This is a genomic window from Testudinibacter crocodili (assembly GCF_006228025.1).
Taxonomy (GTDB): domain Bacteria; phylum Pseudomonadota; class Gammaproteobacteria; order Enterobacterales; family Pasteurellaceae; genus Chelonobacter.
Genome location: NZ_VDHF01000066.1, coordinates 13,669 through 29,974 on the forward strand (window position 1 = coordinate 13,669; position 16,306 = coordinate 29,974).

14 protein-coding genes are annotated in these 16,306 nt (G+C 45.1%); 7 read left to right on the forward strand and 7 right to left on the reverse strand.

What is annotated here, in order from left to right; all coding sequences use genetic code 11:
* The first annotated feature begins 54 nt into the window (after positions 1–54).
* Positions 55–2,886: an excinuclease ABC subunit UvrA gene (gene uvrA / locus FHQ23_RS07620; protein ID WP_139613785.1), complete on the forward strand. Its 2,832-nt coding sequence runs from the start codon at positions 55–57 to the stop codon at positions 2,884–2,886.
* Positions 2,887–3,054: 168 nt separating this feature from the next.
* Here the strand turns inward: uvrA and FHQ23_RS07625 are convergent, their stop codons facing one another.
* Complete coding sequence (locus tag FHQ23_RS07625; RefSeq protein WP_139613786.1) at positions 3,055–3,633, reverse strand: TetR/AcrR family transcriptional regulator; 579 nt, start codon at positions 3,631–3,633, stop codon at positions 3,055–3,057.
* Between the two features lie 245 nt (positions 3,634–3,878).
* On the opposite strand from FHQ23_RS07625, the gene FHQ23_RS07630 reads away from it, so the two are divergent.
* The 6 genes from FHQ23_RS07630 to FHQ23_RS07655 all read left to right on the forward strand — a co-directional run bounded on the left by FHQ23_RS07630 (position 3,879) and on the right by FHQ23_RS07655 (position 11,502).
* Positions 3,879–5,912, forward strand: coding sequence for a TonB-dependent receptor (locus tag FHQ23_RS07630; protein WP_139613787.1), 2,034 nt, complete (start codon positions 3,879–3,881; stop codon positions 5,910–5,912).
* Positions 5,913–5,914: 2 nt separating this feature from the next.
* The gene (locus FHQ23_RS07635; RefSeq protein WP_139613788.1) at positions 5,915–7,702 is read left to right on the forward strand and encodes an ABC transporter ATP-binding protein; all 1,788 of its coding nucleotides are present in this window, start codon (positions 5,915–5,917) and stop codon (positions 7,700–7,702) included.
* A complete protein-coding gene (locus tag FHQ23_RS07640) occupies positions 7,699–9,486 on the forward strand; it encodes an ABC transporter ATP-binding protein (RefSeq protein WP_139613789.1) in 1,788 nt (595 codons plus the stop codon). Before FHQ23_RS07635 ends, FHQ23_RS07640 begins: the two co-directional genes overlap by 4 nt.
* A 3-nt stretch (positions 9,487–9,489) precedes the next feature.
* Positions 9,490–10,707, forward strand: coding sequence for an MFS transporter (locus tag FHQ23_RS07645; protein ID WP_139613790.1), 1,218 nt, complete (start codon positions 9,490–9,492; stop codon positions 10,705–10,707).
* Positions 10,708–10,865: 158 nt separating this feature from the next.
* A complete protein-coding gene (locus FHQ23_RS07650) occupies positions 10,866–11,099 on the forward strand; it encodes a type II toxin-antitoxin system Phd/YefM family antitoxin (protein WP_139613791.1) in 234 nt (77 codons plus the stop codon).
* 19 nt (positions 11,100–11,118) lie between these two features.
* Positions 11,119–11,502, forward strand: a complete 384-nt coding sequence (locus tag FHQ23_RS07655; protein WP_267963661.1) for a type II toxin-antitoxin system VapC family toxin — start codon at positions 11,119–11,121, stop codon at positions 11,500–11,502.
* 48 nt (positions 11,503–11,550) lie between these two features.
* Here the strand turns inward: FHQ23_RS07655 and FHQ23_RS07660 are convergent, their stop codons facing one another.
* From FHQ23_RS07660 to FHQ23_RS07685, 6 genes are read right to left on the reverse strand one after another with little or no spacing between them, the layout of a single operon-like run.
* Positions 11,551–12,243, reverse strand: coding sequence for an aspartate/glutamate racemase family protein (locus FHQ23_RS07660; RefSeq protein WP_139613793.1), 693 nt, complete (start codon positions 12,241–12,243; stop codon positions 11,551–11,553).
* Positions 12,244–12,258: 15 nt separating this feature from the next.
* On the reverse strand, positions 12,259–12,591 hold the full coding sequence (locus FHQ23_RS07665) for a c-type cytochrome (RefSeq protein ID WP_139610784.1): 333 nt from the start codon (positions 12,589–12,591) through the stop codon (positions 12,259–12,261).
* A 46-nt stretch (positions 12,592–12,637) separates the two neighbouring features.
* A complete protein-coding gene (locus tag FHQ23_RS07670) occupies positions 12,638–13,117 on the reverse strand; it encodes a TlpA family protein disulfide reductase (protein WP_139610778.1) in 480 nt (159 codons plus the stop codon).
* Complete coding sequence (locus FHQ23_RS07675) at positions 13,114–13,818, reverse strand: ABC transporter ATP-binding protein (RefSeq protein WP_139613794.1); 705 nt, start codon at positions 13,816–13,818, stop codon at positions 13,114–13,116. Before FHQ23_RS07675 ends, FHQ23_RS07670 begins: the two co-directional genes overlap by 4 nt.
* A 41-nt stretch (positions 13,819–13,859) precedes the next feature.
* Positions 13,860–14,975 (reverse strand): ABC transporter permease, encoded by a 1,116-nt coding sequence (locus FHQ23_RS07680; protein WP_442805399.1) that lies wholly within the window; start codon positions 14,973–14,975, stop codon positions 13,860–13,862.
* 1 nt (position 14,976) lies between these two features.
* The gene (locus FHQ23_RS07685) at positions 14,977–16,305 is read right to left on the reverse strand and encodes an ABC transporter permease (RefSeq protein WP_139613796.1); all 1,329 of its coding nucleotides are present in this window, start codon (positions 16,303–16,305) and stop codon (positions 14,977–14,979) included.
* Position 16,306: the final 1 nt, after the last annotated feature.

A 16,306-nucleotide genomic window follows, 5' to 3' on the forward strand; every position in this document is an offset into this window, starting at 1 on the left:
TTTTTTATTTGTGCGATAATCATTCCAAATTGATAAAGTAATCGAGATAAAACTATGGATAAAATTGAGGTTCGTGGCGCTCGTACCCACAACTTAAAAAATATTGACTTGACCATTCCGAGAGAAAAGCTGGTGGTGATTACCGGGCTTTCCGGCTCAGGTAAATCTTCTTTGGCGTTTGATACGTTGTATGCGGAGGGGCAGCGGCGCTATGTTGAATCACTGTCGGCATATGCGCGACAATTTTTGTCATTGATGGAGAAGCCGGACGTTGACCATATTGAAGGTCTGTCGCCGGCAATTTCGATTGAACAGAAATCGACCTCGCATAATCCGCGTTCGACGGTCGGCACCATCACCGAAATTTATGACTATTTGCGCTTGCTGTTTGCTAGAGTCGGCGAACCGCGCTGTCCGACTCACGATGTACCGTTGACGGCGCAAACCATCAGCCAGATGGTCGACAAAGTGCTGGAGCTGCCGGAAGGTAGTCGGATGATGCTGTTGGCGCCGGTGGTGAAAGAGCGCAAAGGCGAGCATGTCAAGTTGTTGGAAAATATTGCCGCACAGGGCTATATTCGTGCCAGAATTGACGGAGAAATTTGTGATCTGTCCGATCCGCCGTCGCTGGAGTTACAGAAAAAACATACCATCGAAGTGGTGATCGATCGTTTCAAAGTGCGGTCAGACTTGGCGAGCCGTTTGGCGGAATCATTTGAAACCGCACTTGAGCTGTCTGGCGGCACGGTGGTGGTGGCGCCGATGGAAGGAAAAAATCTTGAAGAGCTACTGTTCTCGTCCAATTTTGCTTGTCCGCATTGTGGCTATTCGGTGGCGGAGCTGGAACCGCGTTTGTTTTCGTTTAATAACCCAGCAGGCGCTTGTCCGAGTTGTGACGGCTTAGGGGTTCAGCAATATTTTGATGAAAAACGGGTAATTCAAAATCCGTCAATTTCACTCTCCAGCGGTGCGATCAAAGGCTGGGATAAACGGAATTTCTACTATTTTCAAATGTTGAGTTCGTTGGCAAAACACTACGCTTTTGATATCAATACCCCGTTTGAACAGCTGCCGCCGAGTATTCAAGATGTGGTGCTGAACGGTTCCGGCGATGAGGAAATCGAATTCCAGTATGTGAATGATCGTGGTGATATCACCCTGCGTCGTCATCCATTTGAAGGTATTTTGAATAATATGGCGCGTCGCTATAAAGAGACCGAATCGAATGCGGTGCGTGAAGAGCTGGCAAAAAATATCAGTACTCGCCCTTGTACTTCCTGTGGCGGTTCACGTTTGCGGACTGAGGCGCGTCATGTTTTTATCGATCAATTTAATTTGCCGAATGTGGCTGAACGCAGCATTGGCAATGCGTTAACTTTTTTTGAAAATCTACAACTCCGTGGACAACGGGCGCAAATTGCCGAAAAAATCTTAAAAGAGATTAAAGAGCGGTTATCATTTTTAGTGAATGTCGGTTTGAATTACCTTTCGCTTTCCCGTTCGGCAGAAACCCTGTCCGGTGGTGAGGCACAGCGGATTCGGTTAGCAAGCCAAATCGGTGCGGGCTTGGTCGGGGTGATGTATGTATTGGATGAACCTTCAATCGGGCTGCACCAGCGGGATAACGAACGTTTACTGAAAACGCTGATTCATCTGCGAGATCTAGGCAACACAGTGATTGTAGTAGAGCATGATGAAGATGCGATTATGGCAGCCGATCACATTATTGATATCGGACCGGGCGCCGGCGTGCATGGCGGTAAAATTGTCGCCAGCGGTACAGCACAGGAGTTGATGCAAAATCAAGCCTCACTCACGGGTAAGTACTTATCTGGTGCCGAAAAAATCGACATTCCCAAAAAACGCACCAAGATCAATAAAGCGAAGTGGTTACATCTGAAGGGCGCAAGTGGCAACAATTTAAAAAATGTCGACTTGGCGATTCCGGTTGGTTTATTCACCTGTATCACCGGTGTATCAGGTTCAGGTAAATCAACCTTGATCAACGATACTTTATTTCCGTTGGCGCAAAATGCGTTGAATAGAGCAGAAAACACTCAAGTTGCACCTTATGAGAGTATTGACGGATTAGGACACTTCGATAAGGTGATCGATATTGACCAAAGTCCGATTGGGCGTACGCCCCGTTCCAATCCAGCGACGTATACCGGGCTGTTCACGCCGATTCGTGAGCTGTTTGCCGGTGTGCCGGAGGCGAGGGCGCGCGGCTATAATCCGGGACGATTTAGTTTTAACGTACGCGGTGGGCGCTGTGAAGCCTGTCAAGGCGATGGCGTGATTAAAGTGGAAATGCACTTCTTGCCGGATGTGTATGTGCCTTGCGACCACTGTAAAGGTAAACGCTATAACCGTGAAACTTTGGAAATTCGCTACAAAGGCAAAACCATTCACCAGATTTTAGAGATGACGGTGGAAGAGGGGCTGGAATTTTTTGCAGCGGTGCCGATGATTGCACGTAAACTGCAAACCTTAATGGATGTCGGCTTATCCTATATTCGTCTGGGGCAATCGTCTACGACGTTATCAGGCGGCGAAGCGCAGCGGGTGAAACTGGCAACCGAACTGTCGAAGCGTGATACCGGTAAGACGCTGTATATCTTAGACGAGCCAACCACCGGCTTGCATTTTGCGGATATTAAACAGTTGTTGGGCGTATTGCACCGCTTGCGCGATCAAGGCAATACCATTGTGGTGATTGAACACAATTTGGATGTGATTAAAACCGCAGACTGGATTATCGATCTTGGTCCGGAAGGCGGTGATGGCGGTGGGCAAATTATCGCTGAAGGCACGCCGGAACAGCTGGTTAAAAATACCGAATCGCATACGGCAAGATTTTTGGCACCAATTTTAGCCAGAAAATAGCAAAGTGCGGTTTAAAGTGCGGTTTATAGGATAATTCAAGTTCAAAAGTTGGACATATAGTTAAATCGGTTAATTCCCACCGCAGCTGACATCGGTATTGTTGGCTACGGTGTTTACCGTCAAAAAGTTGAACATTAACAGACTCTAATTTGTTGGTTTTGAATAGTGTTATTTTTCTTTTTTATAAGCAAGACCGTACATCATCAGCTGCAAGGCGTCAATGTTCAGCTGGTGTTCTTTGCCCCGATATAAGTTGCAAAGCTGTGGATCGGTTCGTAGTTCATCAATTTTGCGGGTGAACACGCTGATTAGCGCGATCGGAAAATCTTGTTGGATAATTCGTTTAGTTTGTAATTGTTGAAAAAAATGAGACATAAAACGGTATTTTTCTTGCTCCATTGTGGTAAAAAAAGACCGAATTTCTTCATCTGAATGGTATTGAAAATCCGCCTGCATGGGCTGCGAGTACAGCCCATTCAGCGCCTCTTCCTGCATTTTAAAAATTTGGCTGATGATAGTTTCCAATGATATTTCTTGTTTTAAAAAATCCAAGAACCGCAATCGCACCTCTTCTTTTTGCTCAAATAGTAACTGTTTAAGCAGCGCTTTTTTATTTTTAAAATGTTTATAAAATGTCACTCGGCTGACTTTTGCTTGTTGACAAATTTCATCGACAGAAACCCGTTTCCACCCCTGTTGTGAAAACAGTTGAAGTGCGGTTTGTTGTATGACAGCGGATTTGCTCATTGTTGGGTGTCTCTTAGTAATTTGTGTTATCTGATAGTAGTAAGCATAATTAAAATAGGGTTTTTAAGCAAATTAATCATAAATACTATCTATTATCATTTGCATTATATTAACTGATAATTTATATTAACAAATATTGGATTTTTTGACTAATTTTGTAAACCTGGATTGCGTCAATATTTATCAATCCAACTTTCCATTAATGTTTAACCCTATTGATCAAATTCAGAAATCGGAGGTCAGTTATGCTTTTCCGTTTAACACCCTGCGCCCTTGTCGTCAGTGGCTGTATTTTTGCCTTAAATAGTCCATCGCTTTTTGCCGCTGTTTCTACAACAGAACAACAGTTAGACGAGATTATTGTTTCCGGTGAAAAATCGGAACGATCAAAGTTTGAAACCAGTGCTAGCATTGATGTCGTCACTGCCAAAGAGTTGCAGCAAGCTGGAGAAATCACCTCTACCACGGATCTGCTAAAGCAAACAGTGAATATTTTAGATACCGGCTTGGGTAATGATTTGCCGACAGTGCGAGGAGTGGATGGCTCTGGACCAGCAACCGGGGCTACGGCATTTTTTGCCGGAACTCGCCCCCGTTTAAATATGTCGATTGACGGACGCACCTCGACTTATAATGAATTGGCATTCGGCACGAAATCGTTGTGGGATATCAAACAAATCGAAATTTATCGTGGCGCGCAAAGTTATGCACAGGGACGCAATGCGATTGCCGGTGCAGTAGTGATGACCTCAAATGATCCGAGTTATGAATGGGAAGGGGCGGCAAAATTGAATGTTGGTAGTCAGAATACCCGTCAAACTGCTGCCATGATTTCAGGACCGTTAATCCGCGATGAGCTTGCTTTCCGCTTGAGTGTGGATCAACAACAACGGGAGAGTTTCGTCAATTTAATCTCTTATGAGCCGGTTGGTAACCCGCGTTGGTATAAAACCACGACCGCACGCGCTAAGTTATTATGGACACCGTCGGCATTACCTGATTTTTATAGCCGTTTGACCTTAAATCATATTGATTCCAAAGCGCCGCAAAACGAAGCCGGTAATCAACCTGTCAGCAATATGCGTTTTACGCCACAACGTCCGGTTTTTGAAACGGGATCAACCAGCGGAATTTGGGATATCGGTTGGCAGCTGTCAGATGTTTGGAAATTTGAAAATAAATTCGTTTATTCCAAATATGATAACAACCGTTTGGCATTACCGGCGCCGACAGGCGCACCGGCTACGTTAGAGGGACGAGAGTTACAGCTTGAACCGATCGTTAAATTTAAAACCACAGACGGCAAATATTCAGGTTTGATCGGATTATTTTATTTTCAAGCTAAACAAGATGAAACGGTTGATATTCGTACATTCCACAATGTATTCAAAGATAAAACCAAAACCAAAGCGATCTTTGCAGAAACCACTTACGCACCTAATCCGCATTTCGATGTAACACTTTCTGCCCGTTATGAACAGGAACGCCACCAACGCCACGGCGGTAGTGATTTATTTCGCATTAACCTTGATAAAAAGCACAGTATTTTCCTACCTAAAATGGATTTAGGCTGGAACCTTGATGAAAAGCAACGTTTGGGCTTCAAGATTGGGCGCGGCTATAATCCTGGTGGAGCAGGGGTAACTTTCGCCAGCCCGTTTACTGGTTATGAATACGAAGCGGAATATGTTTGGAATTACGAGCTTTACCATCGCTGGAATAGTCCGAATAGTGATTTTTCTTTAAGCAGCAATCTTTTCTACAATGATTATAAAGATATGCAGTTGCCTTATTATTTATCTGCAGATTCGGTGGTGATTCGTAATGCCGATAAAGTGATCACCTACGGTATGGAAACAAATGCCGATTGGCAAGTCAGCGATAATTTAAATCTCCATGCCGCCGTTGGTTTGTTGAAAACCAAGATTAAAAAATATCCGGATAGCGGTATTCAGGGAAATAAACTGAGTCGCTCGCCAAGTTACACCGTCACGTTAGGTGGGCGTTACCATTTTCTCAATCATTGGGAATTCGGGGGAAGCGTCTATTTTGTTGATGATTATTATTCCAATGCGGATAACAGCAGTATCGGCAAAATCAAAGGCTATTCTCAAGTCAACGCCTATCTGGCGTATAACTTTAAACAGGGGCGTGTGATGTTGTATGCCGATAATGTGTTTAATGCGCGTAATGATATTTTTATGCCGACCACAGATTGGGGCGAAGCGTTTAAATTACAACCGCGCGTCATCGGCTTATCGACGGAAGTGAGATTTTAGCCATGGGCATTGGGATTAAAGAAACTGGGCAGGCACAGATTTGCCGACCGGTTGCCGCTCAATTACGCTGGTCAATGGGATTGGCATCTCTCGCCCAACTGCTGAAGTTAAGCATTTGGCTGGTGATGATTCAGGTGGTTTATCTTGCGGCACATAACAGCGGTTTTCCGTTTGGCTGGCTGTTGCTGTTATTGGGGCAGACGATTGTGTATTACACCTTGAAAATCAAGGCACATGATCAATCGCATTATGCCGCTTTTCAATTGGAAAAATTGCTGCGCCAACGTTTATCTCGCAAGATCAGCGAGTTGCCACTCGGCAAAGTGCGGTCAATCGGCTCTGGCGCATTGGCAAAAGTGTTGTTGGACGATGTGCGTGAGTTGCATGCTTTTGTTGCCGATGCCCCGCCGTTAAAGGCGGAAGCTTATACCACACCGATTTTCGTTTTGGCAGCATTACTGGTGTTGGATTGGCGCTTGGGCTTGATGGTTTTGGGTTTTGCGTTATTGATGATGTTGCTGTTGAACGTGTTGTTTTCACGCGGAAAATTGTTTCGTCGCCAATATGGTGAAGCCTTGGCGAGCATCAACGGTGCGATTATCGAATATGTACAGGGCATGAGTACGATCCGCACGTTTGATGCCGGCAACAGCTCCTACGGGCGTTTTAAAACCGCACTTAACCGTTTTAATGCGGTGATGGTTAACTGGCTGAAAAGAGTCGGCTTTGCCACTCGCTTGGCGCGGAGTTTGTTTACCCCAATGCCGATGATGATCTTTTTGATTACTATCGGGGTTTATCTGCATAGCCTAGCACTGCTGTCGTTGTTCAGTCTGTTTGCTTTTTTGATTTTGGCTGCGGGATTGATTGAAACCATGCATCCGTATATGGGCTTATTTAATCTGCTGGAAAAATCCAGAGCGGCAATCGAGCGGATTAACGAGCTGGAAAATATGTCAACCTTGCCAATCAGCCCAAACCCACAAAAACCAAGCCGCTATGATATTGAGTTTGATCAGGTCAGCTTTAGTTATACAGCACAAGATGAAGCCGTGCTAAAACACCTGGATTTGAAGATTCCCGAACAGAGTTTTACCGCGATTATCGGTGCTTCCGGCTCAGGAAAAACGACCTTAATCAACTTACTACTGCGTTTTTGGGATGTGAGTTCCGGCAGTATCAAGCTGGGCGGCATTGATATTAGGCAGATTAACCCGCACGATTTGATGACTCAATGTTCGGTGGTGTTTCAGGATAATTTTCTGTTTTCTTGTTCGATTGCGGAAAATATCAGCTACGGACTGGATAATGTTGAACCGCAAGCCATTATTGACGCGGCAAAAAAAGCCCATATTCACGATTTTATTATGAGCTTGCCACAGCAATATCAAACCCCGGTCGGTGAGCGAGGGCAGTTGCTTTCTGGTGGGCAAAAACAACGATTGACCATAGCCAGAGCCTTTTTGCAAAACCGCCCGATTTTAATTTTGGATGAGCCGACAGCATTTTCTGATGCTAAAAATGAAGCCAATCTGGTGCAGGTGTTTAACGAGTTAATGCGTAATAAAACCGTGATTATGATTGCTCACCGATTATCTTCGATAACCTCAGCCGATCAAATCCTATATATGGAACACGGTAGAATTATTGCGCAAGGTAATCATCATGATTTGCTGAAAAGCGCTTCGGCATACCGCACTTTATGGCAAGAGTATCAACAAGCACGCGCTTGGTCATTGCCTGCACAAGCTTCATCTGCCACCATTTTATCAGCTACGGAAAACCTATGACGCCACAAACTTATTTTAATCAAGCCACACAACATACTAAAGGGCTGTACTTAACCTACAGCCACTTATTGCAAATGGCAGGCAGCCAGAAAGGGAAATTGACCGTTTGTCTGATCTTGTCGGCACTATCAGCGCTCGTTTTTGGTATCAGTATTGCACTGTTATATCCGTTATTTAGTGCGATGGAGCAGGATAATACGCCTCAAATTCAATTTTATACCGCAGTGGTGTTGCTGTTATTAGTCTTGAGTATCGGCTTAAGAATGGTTGCCGACGGCTATGATACCAAAGGTTATGCCAACTTGGCGGTGTATCAATTGCGCTCGTTGTTGGGTGATAAATTGCGCAAAGTGCCGCTGGCGATCTTGAGTGATTTCCGTTCAGGGGAGCTGAATTCAGTGTTGGTGCAGAGTGTGAATGAAGCCGCCGCCTATGCTTTCACCCTAATGACCACGATTATTTATGCCATCACGATCCCACTGGCGACCGCACTTGCCTTGCTGTTTTTCGACTGGCGCTTCGGCATGGTGATTTTGATTGTTTTTCCGCTGACGATTCCACTGTATTTATGGCGGCGCAAGGCATTTCGGCGTGGTTTCAGCATTCTGGCGGAAGCTAATGAACGTTTAAAAGGTGAAGCGGTGGAGTTTATTCAGGGCTTAGAGGTGCTGAAATCGACCGCACAACTGCATGATAAAATCAGTCGTTTTGACCAAGTGGCGCAAGATGTAGCAGTGATCCAGCGGATCGGCACTAAAAAAGGCGAGATTCCCAACTTAATTATCACTGCAACCGTACAAATCAGCTTGTTGATTATTCTGATTTTCGGTTTGATTTGGACCGGTAACGGCACAGCCAGTTGGTTGTTGTTGGCAACGGTGATGGTGATGATCGCCAGAGCCGCCGATGTGCTGAATTTTTTTGTACAGATGACCTCATTACTGGAAATTTTTGTCATTAGTTGTGAAAAACTAGATGCGATGATGCAGCTGCCGGAACTGGAAGAGAGTGAAAGTGCGGTGCTGCCGGATAAGCATCATATTATTTACCACAATGTCAGCTTTGCCTACCCGAATCAGCCGGAAAAGGTATTAAAAAATATCAACTTGCAGATTGCGCCAAACAGTTTCAATGCCTTTGTCGGTAGCAGCGGTTGCGGCAAAACCACCTTGCTGCGGCTATTACTGCGCTACGCCGATCCCGCTAGCGGCACGATTAGTATTGGCGGTGTTGACATTCGTCAATTAAGCCAAGCACAATTGATGAGTATGATTTCAGTAGTGTTTCAAGATGTGTATCTGTTTCAGGATACGATTCTCAATAATATCCGCATGGCAAAACCCGATGCCGACGACGAAACGGTGATTGCGGCTGCCAAACAGGCGCAATGTCATGATTTTATCCAACGTTTACCACTGGGATATCAAACACCGATAGCCGATATCGGCAGCAACCTGTCCGGTGGCGAAAAACAGCGTTTGGCAATTGCAAGGGCAATTTTGAAAGATGCACCGATTCTGATTTTGGATGAACCGACTGCGGCACTGGATACTCACAATGAATTGGCAGTGCAAAAGGCACTGGACAAATTGGTGAAAAACAGAACAATTTTGGTGATTGCTCACCGCTTATCCACCGTGGTCGGTGCACATCAAATTTCCGTATTGCATAACGGACAGATCAGTGAGCAGGGAACACATTCGCACTTATTGCAAATCAACGGGCGCTATGCAGAGTTTTGGCGTTATCAACAACAGGCTGAAATGACAGCAGAACGAGCATAAACAATGGAACAGCGAACCTTAACGTTGCAGGATTGGGCACTGTTGATCAGTAGTGCCACCTTTAAAACCAGTATTATCGGCTTTTATCTGATCGCCTTGATAACCATGTTGAAAGATCAGGGCTTCACGCTTAATCAATTAAGTTGGATCTACATGCTGGCAGGCATTGAAGCCGCCGCTTGTATTATTTCGCCGCTGATCGAACGCTTTTCGTTTAAACGTTTCGGACATTTTAAAAGCTGGCTGTTTCTGTCTAATTTTGTGATGCTACTGAGTTTTACCAGTTTATATTTTATCCAGCCACAGCAACATTTTATCGCACTATTGTTGGTATGCGCAGTATTTAGCTTGATGAGCCTATTTTTTAGCTGTGCGACATTAGGCTTAACCTGCTCATTATTGCCATTTAAAAAACGTGGTTATGGGGGCGCAATTCAAGTTGCTGGCGCCCGAATCGGAAAAATGATCGGCGGCGGACTGGCTCTGTTTCTATATCAACATCTTGGCTGGCATTCGGCGATCAGCTTGATGGTGGTACTGTCCCTATTATTTGGTTTACAACTGCTATTTTATACTGAAATGGCAGGAAATAGTGAGCAGGCTGAAAAAGTGCGGTTCTGTTTTCTGTTTAAACGTTTTATCAAGTTTTGGCAACGCCCAAATGTTGGTTATCATTGGTTAATATTACTGTTTTTCTCCTGTATTCCCAGCGCATTAGTGGCGACCACGTTTATTCCACGCCTGAATGAATTGGGCTGGCAGCCACAAAACATCGGCTTGCTACTGGCCATTATTATTCCGTTGATCTGTATTGTTATTCTGCCGTTATCCGGCTATTTTTTACAAAAGTATCAACGTTTTCAGGTCATCAATACCATTTTACTGATACAAATTTTGCTGGTTGCTATGTTCTGTTTTAGCGAGCAGTTGATCCGTCTTGATCAACATTTAATTGTGTTGCCGATTGTACTGCTGAGTGTGGCATACAGTTTTATGCTACCGATTATCCTGACAATGTTGATGGATAAAGCAGATTCCAAACTGGTAACGCTAGACACTTCACTACAATATACCATCGTATTATTGGGCGCTTATCTGGCGGGTTTTAGCGCACTGCGGATCGTCAGCTTCGGTGGCTACACCAGTGTTTACCTGCTTGCCACCGGGTTTACGCTACTGATTTGGTTAATGGTATGGCTTAAAAGATCGGCGTATGTTTAGTGAGACTTGAAAGTGCGGTTTTGCGGTATATGTTGTTTGATTTTTGTACTTTTGCTTGCATTTCAGTTTAAAAATTGCTTTACTGGGCTAACTGGGCTAACTGGGCTAACTGGGCTAACTGGGCTAACTGGGCTAACCCGATATTGGAGGGGGAGATAATGCAAATTAATATTCATGAAGCAAAAAGTAATCTAAGCCAATTAATCCAATCTGCGCTTAGTGGTGAAGAGGTGATTATTGCTAAAGCCGGCACACCATTGGTAAAAATGGTTGCCATACCGACAAAAAAAATACGTCATCCGGGGGCGTTAAAAGGAAAAATCACCTTGGCTGATGATGTATTGCTGCAAGAAGATACTGAACTAACCGCACTTTTTGAACAGGGACTTTGAACAGGGACTTTGAGCAGAGATGATGAAACGATTTTTGTTAGATACCCATGTTTTAATTTGGTGGTTGCAGGATTCGCCCAGATTAGGACCACGAAGTAGAGAACTGATTAGTAATAGCCAGGTTTATCTCAGTGCCGCCAGTATCTGGGAAATCGCCATTAAAATGCAGAAAGGACTATTGCCTTTGCCTGAAACTATTTTTGAAGTCATTGTTGAGGAAGAGTTCGAAAAATTAAATATTACACATTTCCATGCTGAGCAAGCAGGAAAACTGCCTGCTTATCATAACGATCCCTTTGATAGAATGCTGATAGCGCAAGCACAAGCTGAAGGTTTAATTTTTATTACTGCTGACGAAAAAATTCCACAATACGGAATTCAATTACTAAACCCAGCTACCTGATAAAAAATACAAAGTGCGGTCAATGTCGAACTGCACTTTGTGTAATTGTTATTCTCCCAAAATAAAATCAACTGCGGCTTGGGTATGTAGTGCGGTGCTGTCGAAAATGGGGAGTAGGGAGTTTTCTGCATTGATCAGCAGGCAGATTTCAGTGCAGCCGAGGATCACCCCTTGTGCGCCTTGTGTTTTAAGATCGTGAATAACATTCAGATAATAGTCGCGTGAAGTGCGATTTATTTGGTTTAAGCATAATTCATCAAAAATAATGCGATGAATTTCTGTTTGTTGTTCATCATTTGGCACGACCAATTGAATACCGAATTTTTTAATCCGATCATCATAAAAACCATCGCTCATAGTAAAACGTGTGCCGAGTAGGGCGATTTTAGTCAATCCGGCTTGTCGAATTGCAAGTGCGGTGCTATCAATGATATGCAGTAATGGGATTTGACAGGCGGTTTGAATCTGCTCGGCAACTTTGTGCATCGTGTTTGTCGCTAAAATAATGGCTTGTGCGCCCATGTTTTCTAATATTACCGCACTTGCTGCCAATATTTCTCCAGCCTGTTCCCATTGATTGTTTTTTTGTAACTGGACAATCGTTTCAAAATCAACGCTGTGTAATAGCAGATCAGCACTGTGGTTTTTGCCTAAGCGCTGGTTGATGCTGCGATTGATTTGCGAGTAGTAGAGTAAAGTGCTTTCAGGGCTCATGCCGCCGATAATCCCGATTTTTTGCATAACATTCTCCTGCGGTTATTTTCCTAAGGTTTCAATATACGCCGCTAGATTTTGCATATCCTGTTCAGTTAAACGGGCTTTCACTGTGTTGCCGCCGCCGTCGATTTCGCCATTTTTGCGTTTGTGCAGTGCGCTGGCAATCTCTGTCGCAGGCAGTCCGGCGATGATGGCGGAGCTGTTGAGTGCTTGTTTATCGGCATTGCGACCGTGACACATGGCACACAGCTGTTGATATTGGCGTTTGCCTTTGGCGATGTCGGCGTCAGCAATCGCACTTTGCGCCGTCAGTAACGCAAGAATAAACGAACATAAATGTTTAAAAGTAAACCGCACTTTAGTAACCTTCATCAAAATAAATCTTATAGCTCAAATTATAAATAAACATCAACCGATCCTAGTTTCCAAACAGCGCACTAACCCGTTCGTGATCAAAGCCTTCCATGCGTTGTTGCAACACGCCATTGGTGGCGATTAGAAAGGACGTTGGGGTGCCGACCACTTGATAGCGTTCAGCGGTAATCCCCAGTTGATCTTTCACAACGGGTAAGGTAATGCCACGCTGTTTAGCAACAGCAGCAGTGTCGGCATCTTTTCCGTCGATATTGATCGCCAGAAAATCCAGTTTATCCGGTTGCGCTTGTTGTAAGCGTTGCAATTCTAGCATTTCGGCAATACAACCACCGCAGCTTTCTGACCAAAAGGTGATAAACAACGGCTTTTGCTTGATCACATTTTCCAGTTTCACGGTTTCTCCATTGAGGCTGAATGTCGCGAGCTCCGGTGCAGGTTTGCCGAGCGTTGCCGATTGTGGTTCGCAGGCACTTAATAATAGACATGCCAAACTGAATGTAAGCGTGTTGAGTAGTGATTTCATAAATTGCCTTTAATGTTTAATGGTTGCTTTATGTGTTGCTCTTCGTGTAAAAATTTGCCGTGTTGTAGGAAAATAGTGCGGTGTGCCAGCTTGCCTAATTCCGGATTGTGGGTGACCATCACAATGGTACGTCCTTGTTGATTCAGCTCAGTCAACAGCTGCAAAATCAAGCGTTCGTTAGTTTCGTCCAAGTTGCCGGTTGGTTCATCGGCGAAAATTACCGGCGGACGGTTGACCAAAGCGCGCGCGATACAAACCCGTTGCTGCTCGCCGCCAGAGAGTTGGCTGGGCAGATGGTTGATTCGATGCGCTAAGCCGACTTGATTCAGCACCGCTGTTGCCGATGGTTCATCGGTGACGCTGTGATAGTGTTGTGCCAACATCACATTTTCAAGTGCGGTCAGATAGGGAATTAAATGAAACTGCTGAAACACCAAACCGATTTTTTCGGCACGAAAGCGTTGCCGTTGCTCTTCGTTCAGCTTGGCGGCATCAACACCGTCGAGAATTACCTTGCCGTCACTGGCGGTATCTAAGCAGGTGAGAATATTCATTAAAGTGGTTTTGCCGGAACCGGAAGCCCCCATAATCGCCACAAATTCGCCGGCGGCAATTCGAATATTAATATTGTCAAGTGCGGTCACTTGTCCGAAGCGTTTGACCAAATGTCGGGTTTCAATCACCCAATTTTTCTCGTTCATACTTTTCCTTGTTATTCGCCTTTTAATTATTCGCCTTTTAATTATTCGCCTTTTAAGACGTTGGCGGTTTCAATTTGTAACGCGCGTCGGGTCGGCACAATCACTGCTAATAGGGTGACGATCAATGAGAGCAGCAGTGTGATCGGAATCACTGGCAGCCGTAAATCAATACTGGATTTAAACACGGCAATGCCCAAAATTTGCGCGAGAATATAGCCTAACACCAAGCCGACAATAGTCGCAAACAGTGCGATCAATAGGGTTTCAGTGGTGATTTGTTTGATAATGTCACGGCGTTTGGCGCCGAGCGCTTTTTGCAATGCGAACTCTTTGGCACGCTCGGCGATGATCGCAATTAGCGTGGTGTTGACACACAATGTCGCCAGCACCAAGATCACTAACGAAATCAAGCCCATCAAGCCTTTGATCTTATCCAAAATCTGCCCTTCGGAAGCTGAAACTTTGCGAATCGGGCGAATTTCCAGCTCAGGATATTGCTGACGCAGTTGCTCGGCAAACTGTTCTACTTGCCCTTGTTCGTTTTTAACGCTCAATAGTGCATAGCTGATCTCGTTCGCTTTGTTCAGCCACTGTTGTGCGAACTCCAGATTGACGATCAGCATATTGTCGGTGGCATCACCGGCTTCGATAATCGCTTTAATATTAAATGGCTGTTTTTGCTGCTGATCGTTGCTTAACGTAATACTATCGCCAACATTTAAATGCAGCCGTTCTGCTAACGTTTTGCCGATCATCACGTTGCGCTGATCAAAATTGACCCCGATTTGCTGCCCGTTTATTTGCCAGTAAGGCGCAAGGGTCGGCATGGTGTCAAACCAAACGCCCATAATCACGATTTTTTCTAGTTCGCTACGGGTGATGCCGTATAAGTAAGGGCCGGCAGCATTGAGTAATCCTGGTGGGGCTTGTTGGATAATCTGCTCGAATTGTGCTTGGGGCATCATGTTTTGGTGCGGCGAACCGATATAAAAATTGGCGCCGAAAGTGCGTAACTCTTGGCTCATTTTGCTGTTAATATCAAAATAGACCGCCGACATCGCAGTGACAATCGCCGCACCGACGGTTAATGCCGCAAAGATAATTGCAACCCGTTGCAAGCGTAATCGCAGCGCACGCAACACTAATTGCCAAAACATGTTAGCGCCCATACAGCACCTCTATCGGATAGAGTTTAGCGATGCGGTGTGCTGGAAACCATGTGCCGATGAGTGCGATCAACACCGACAAAAATAGTACGCATGGCACCACAATCCAAGCAAACGACAGCGGTTGCCCGAACAGTGCATCGCCGATGACACCCGCCAGCCCCCAACCTGCCAAGCAACCAAGTAGTCCACCGAGAATAGCGCTGAGAGTCGCTTCGCTGTAAAACAGCAGATTAATTTCAGTTTGATCTGCCCCCAATGCTTTCATCAGCCCAATCTCTTTGCTGCGTTCAATAATATTACTGGTCATCAACGAGGCAATGCCCATGGCTGAAGCCAGCAGTGCAGCCAATGTCACCACCGCCAACAGTAATTGAATTTTTTCAATCACCACGCCTTCGGAGGCTGCCACTTGCCAAATCGGGCGAACGACAGCACCAGAAACCGCTTCTTCCAGTTGATGAGCAATCGAGGAGACATAAGCGGTGCAGTACCAACGGTCATACTCTTCCGCATCCAATGCTTCCAGATTTTCGCGTGCTTTACGCGACAAATCATTTTCCGGCACGGTTAATGCTGAAACTCTTACCGACTGCACTTTGCCATGCAGATTCAAGCTGTTTTGCACCGCTTGCAATGGCACAATCAATTGATTTTCTTCATTGCCGCCGCTAGATAAGATGCCACTGACTACCACGTTTAAAAGTGCGGTCGGTTTATCGGTGAACGGTATTAATTGCAACCGATCACCAATATGAATGTTGGCATTGGCGGCAAGTTGGCGACCGACTAAGGCTTGAGTGGGTGTATTGACCGCACTTTTATCACTGTCATCAGCCCATTTACCTTCTACTTGCCAGTATGGACTGATGATTTTTTGTCCGGTGTGGTAGTCAGGGTCGTCCGGAATGCCGATTGGATAATCAAAAAACGTGCCTAACACGCTAATATCCTGCTGCGCCGTTTGCCCGTTATGGCTGATCAGCTCAAAAGGGGCATTCAATTGTGGTGCAAAACCGACAATATTGTTGCCCCAAAAGATGTCTTTAATATTCGGCAGTTCTTTTTCATCTAAAAAATCTTGTCCTAGCAACAGATTTTCCCGTTCTTGATCCACTTGCGGCAGTGCCGCTTGAGCAGCAGGCTCGATCAAAATATTGGCGCCGTAGGATTTCAGCTCTTTTGCCATTTTATCGCCAATATCAATCGACACCGCTAACAGTGCAGAGACCAACCCTGCTGCCAGAAAAATGGTAAAAATCGCTAAGAATTTGCGACGCAGTCCGTGTTTCCAAGATTGCAGCAACATACGCAGCAGCATG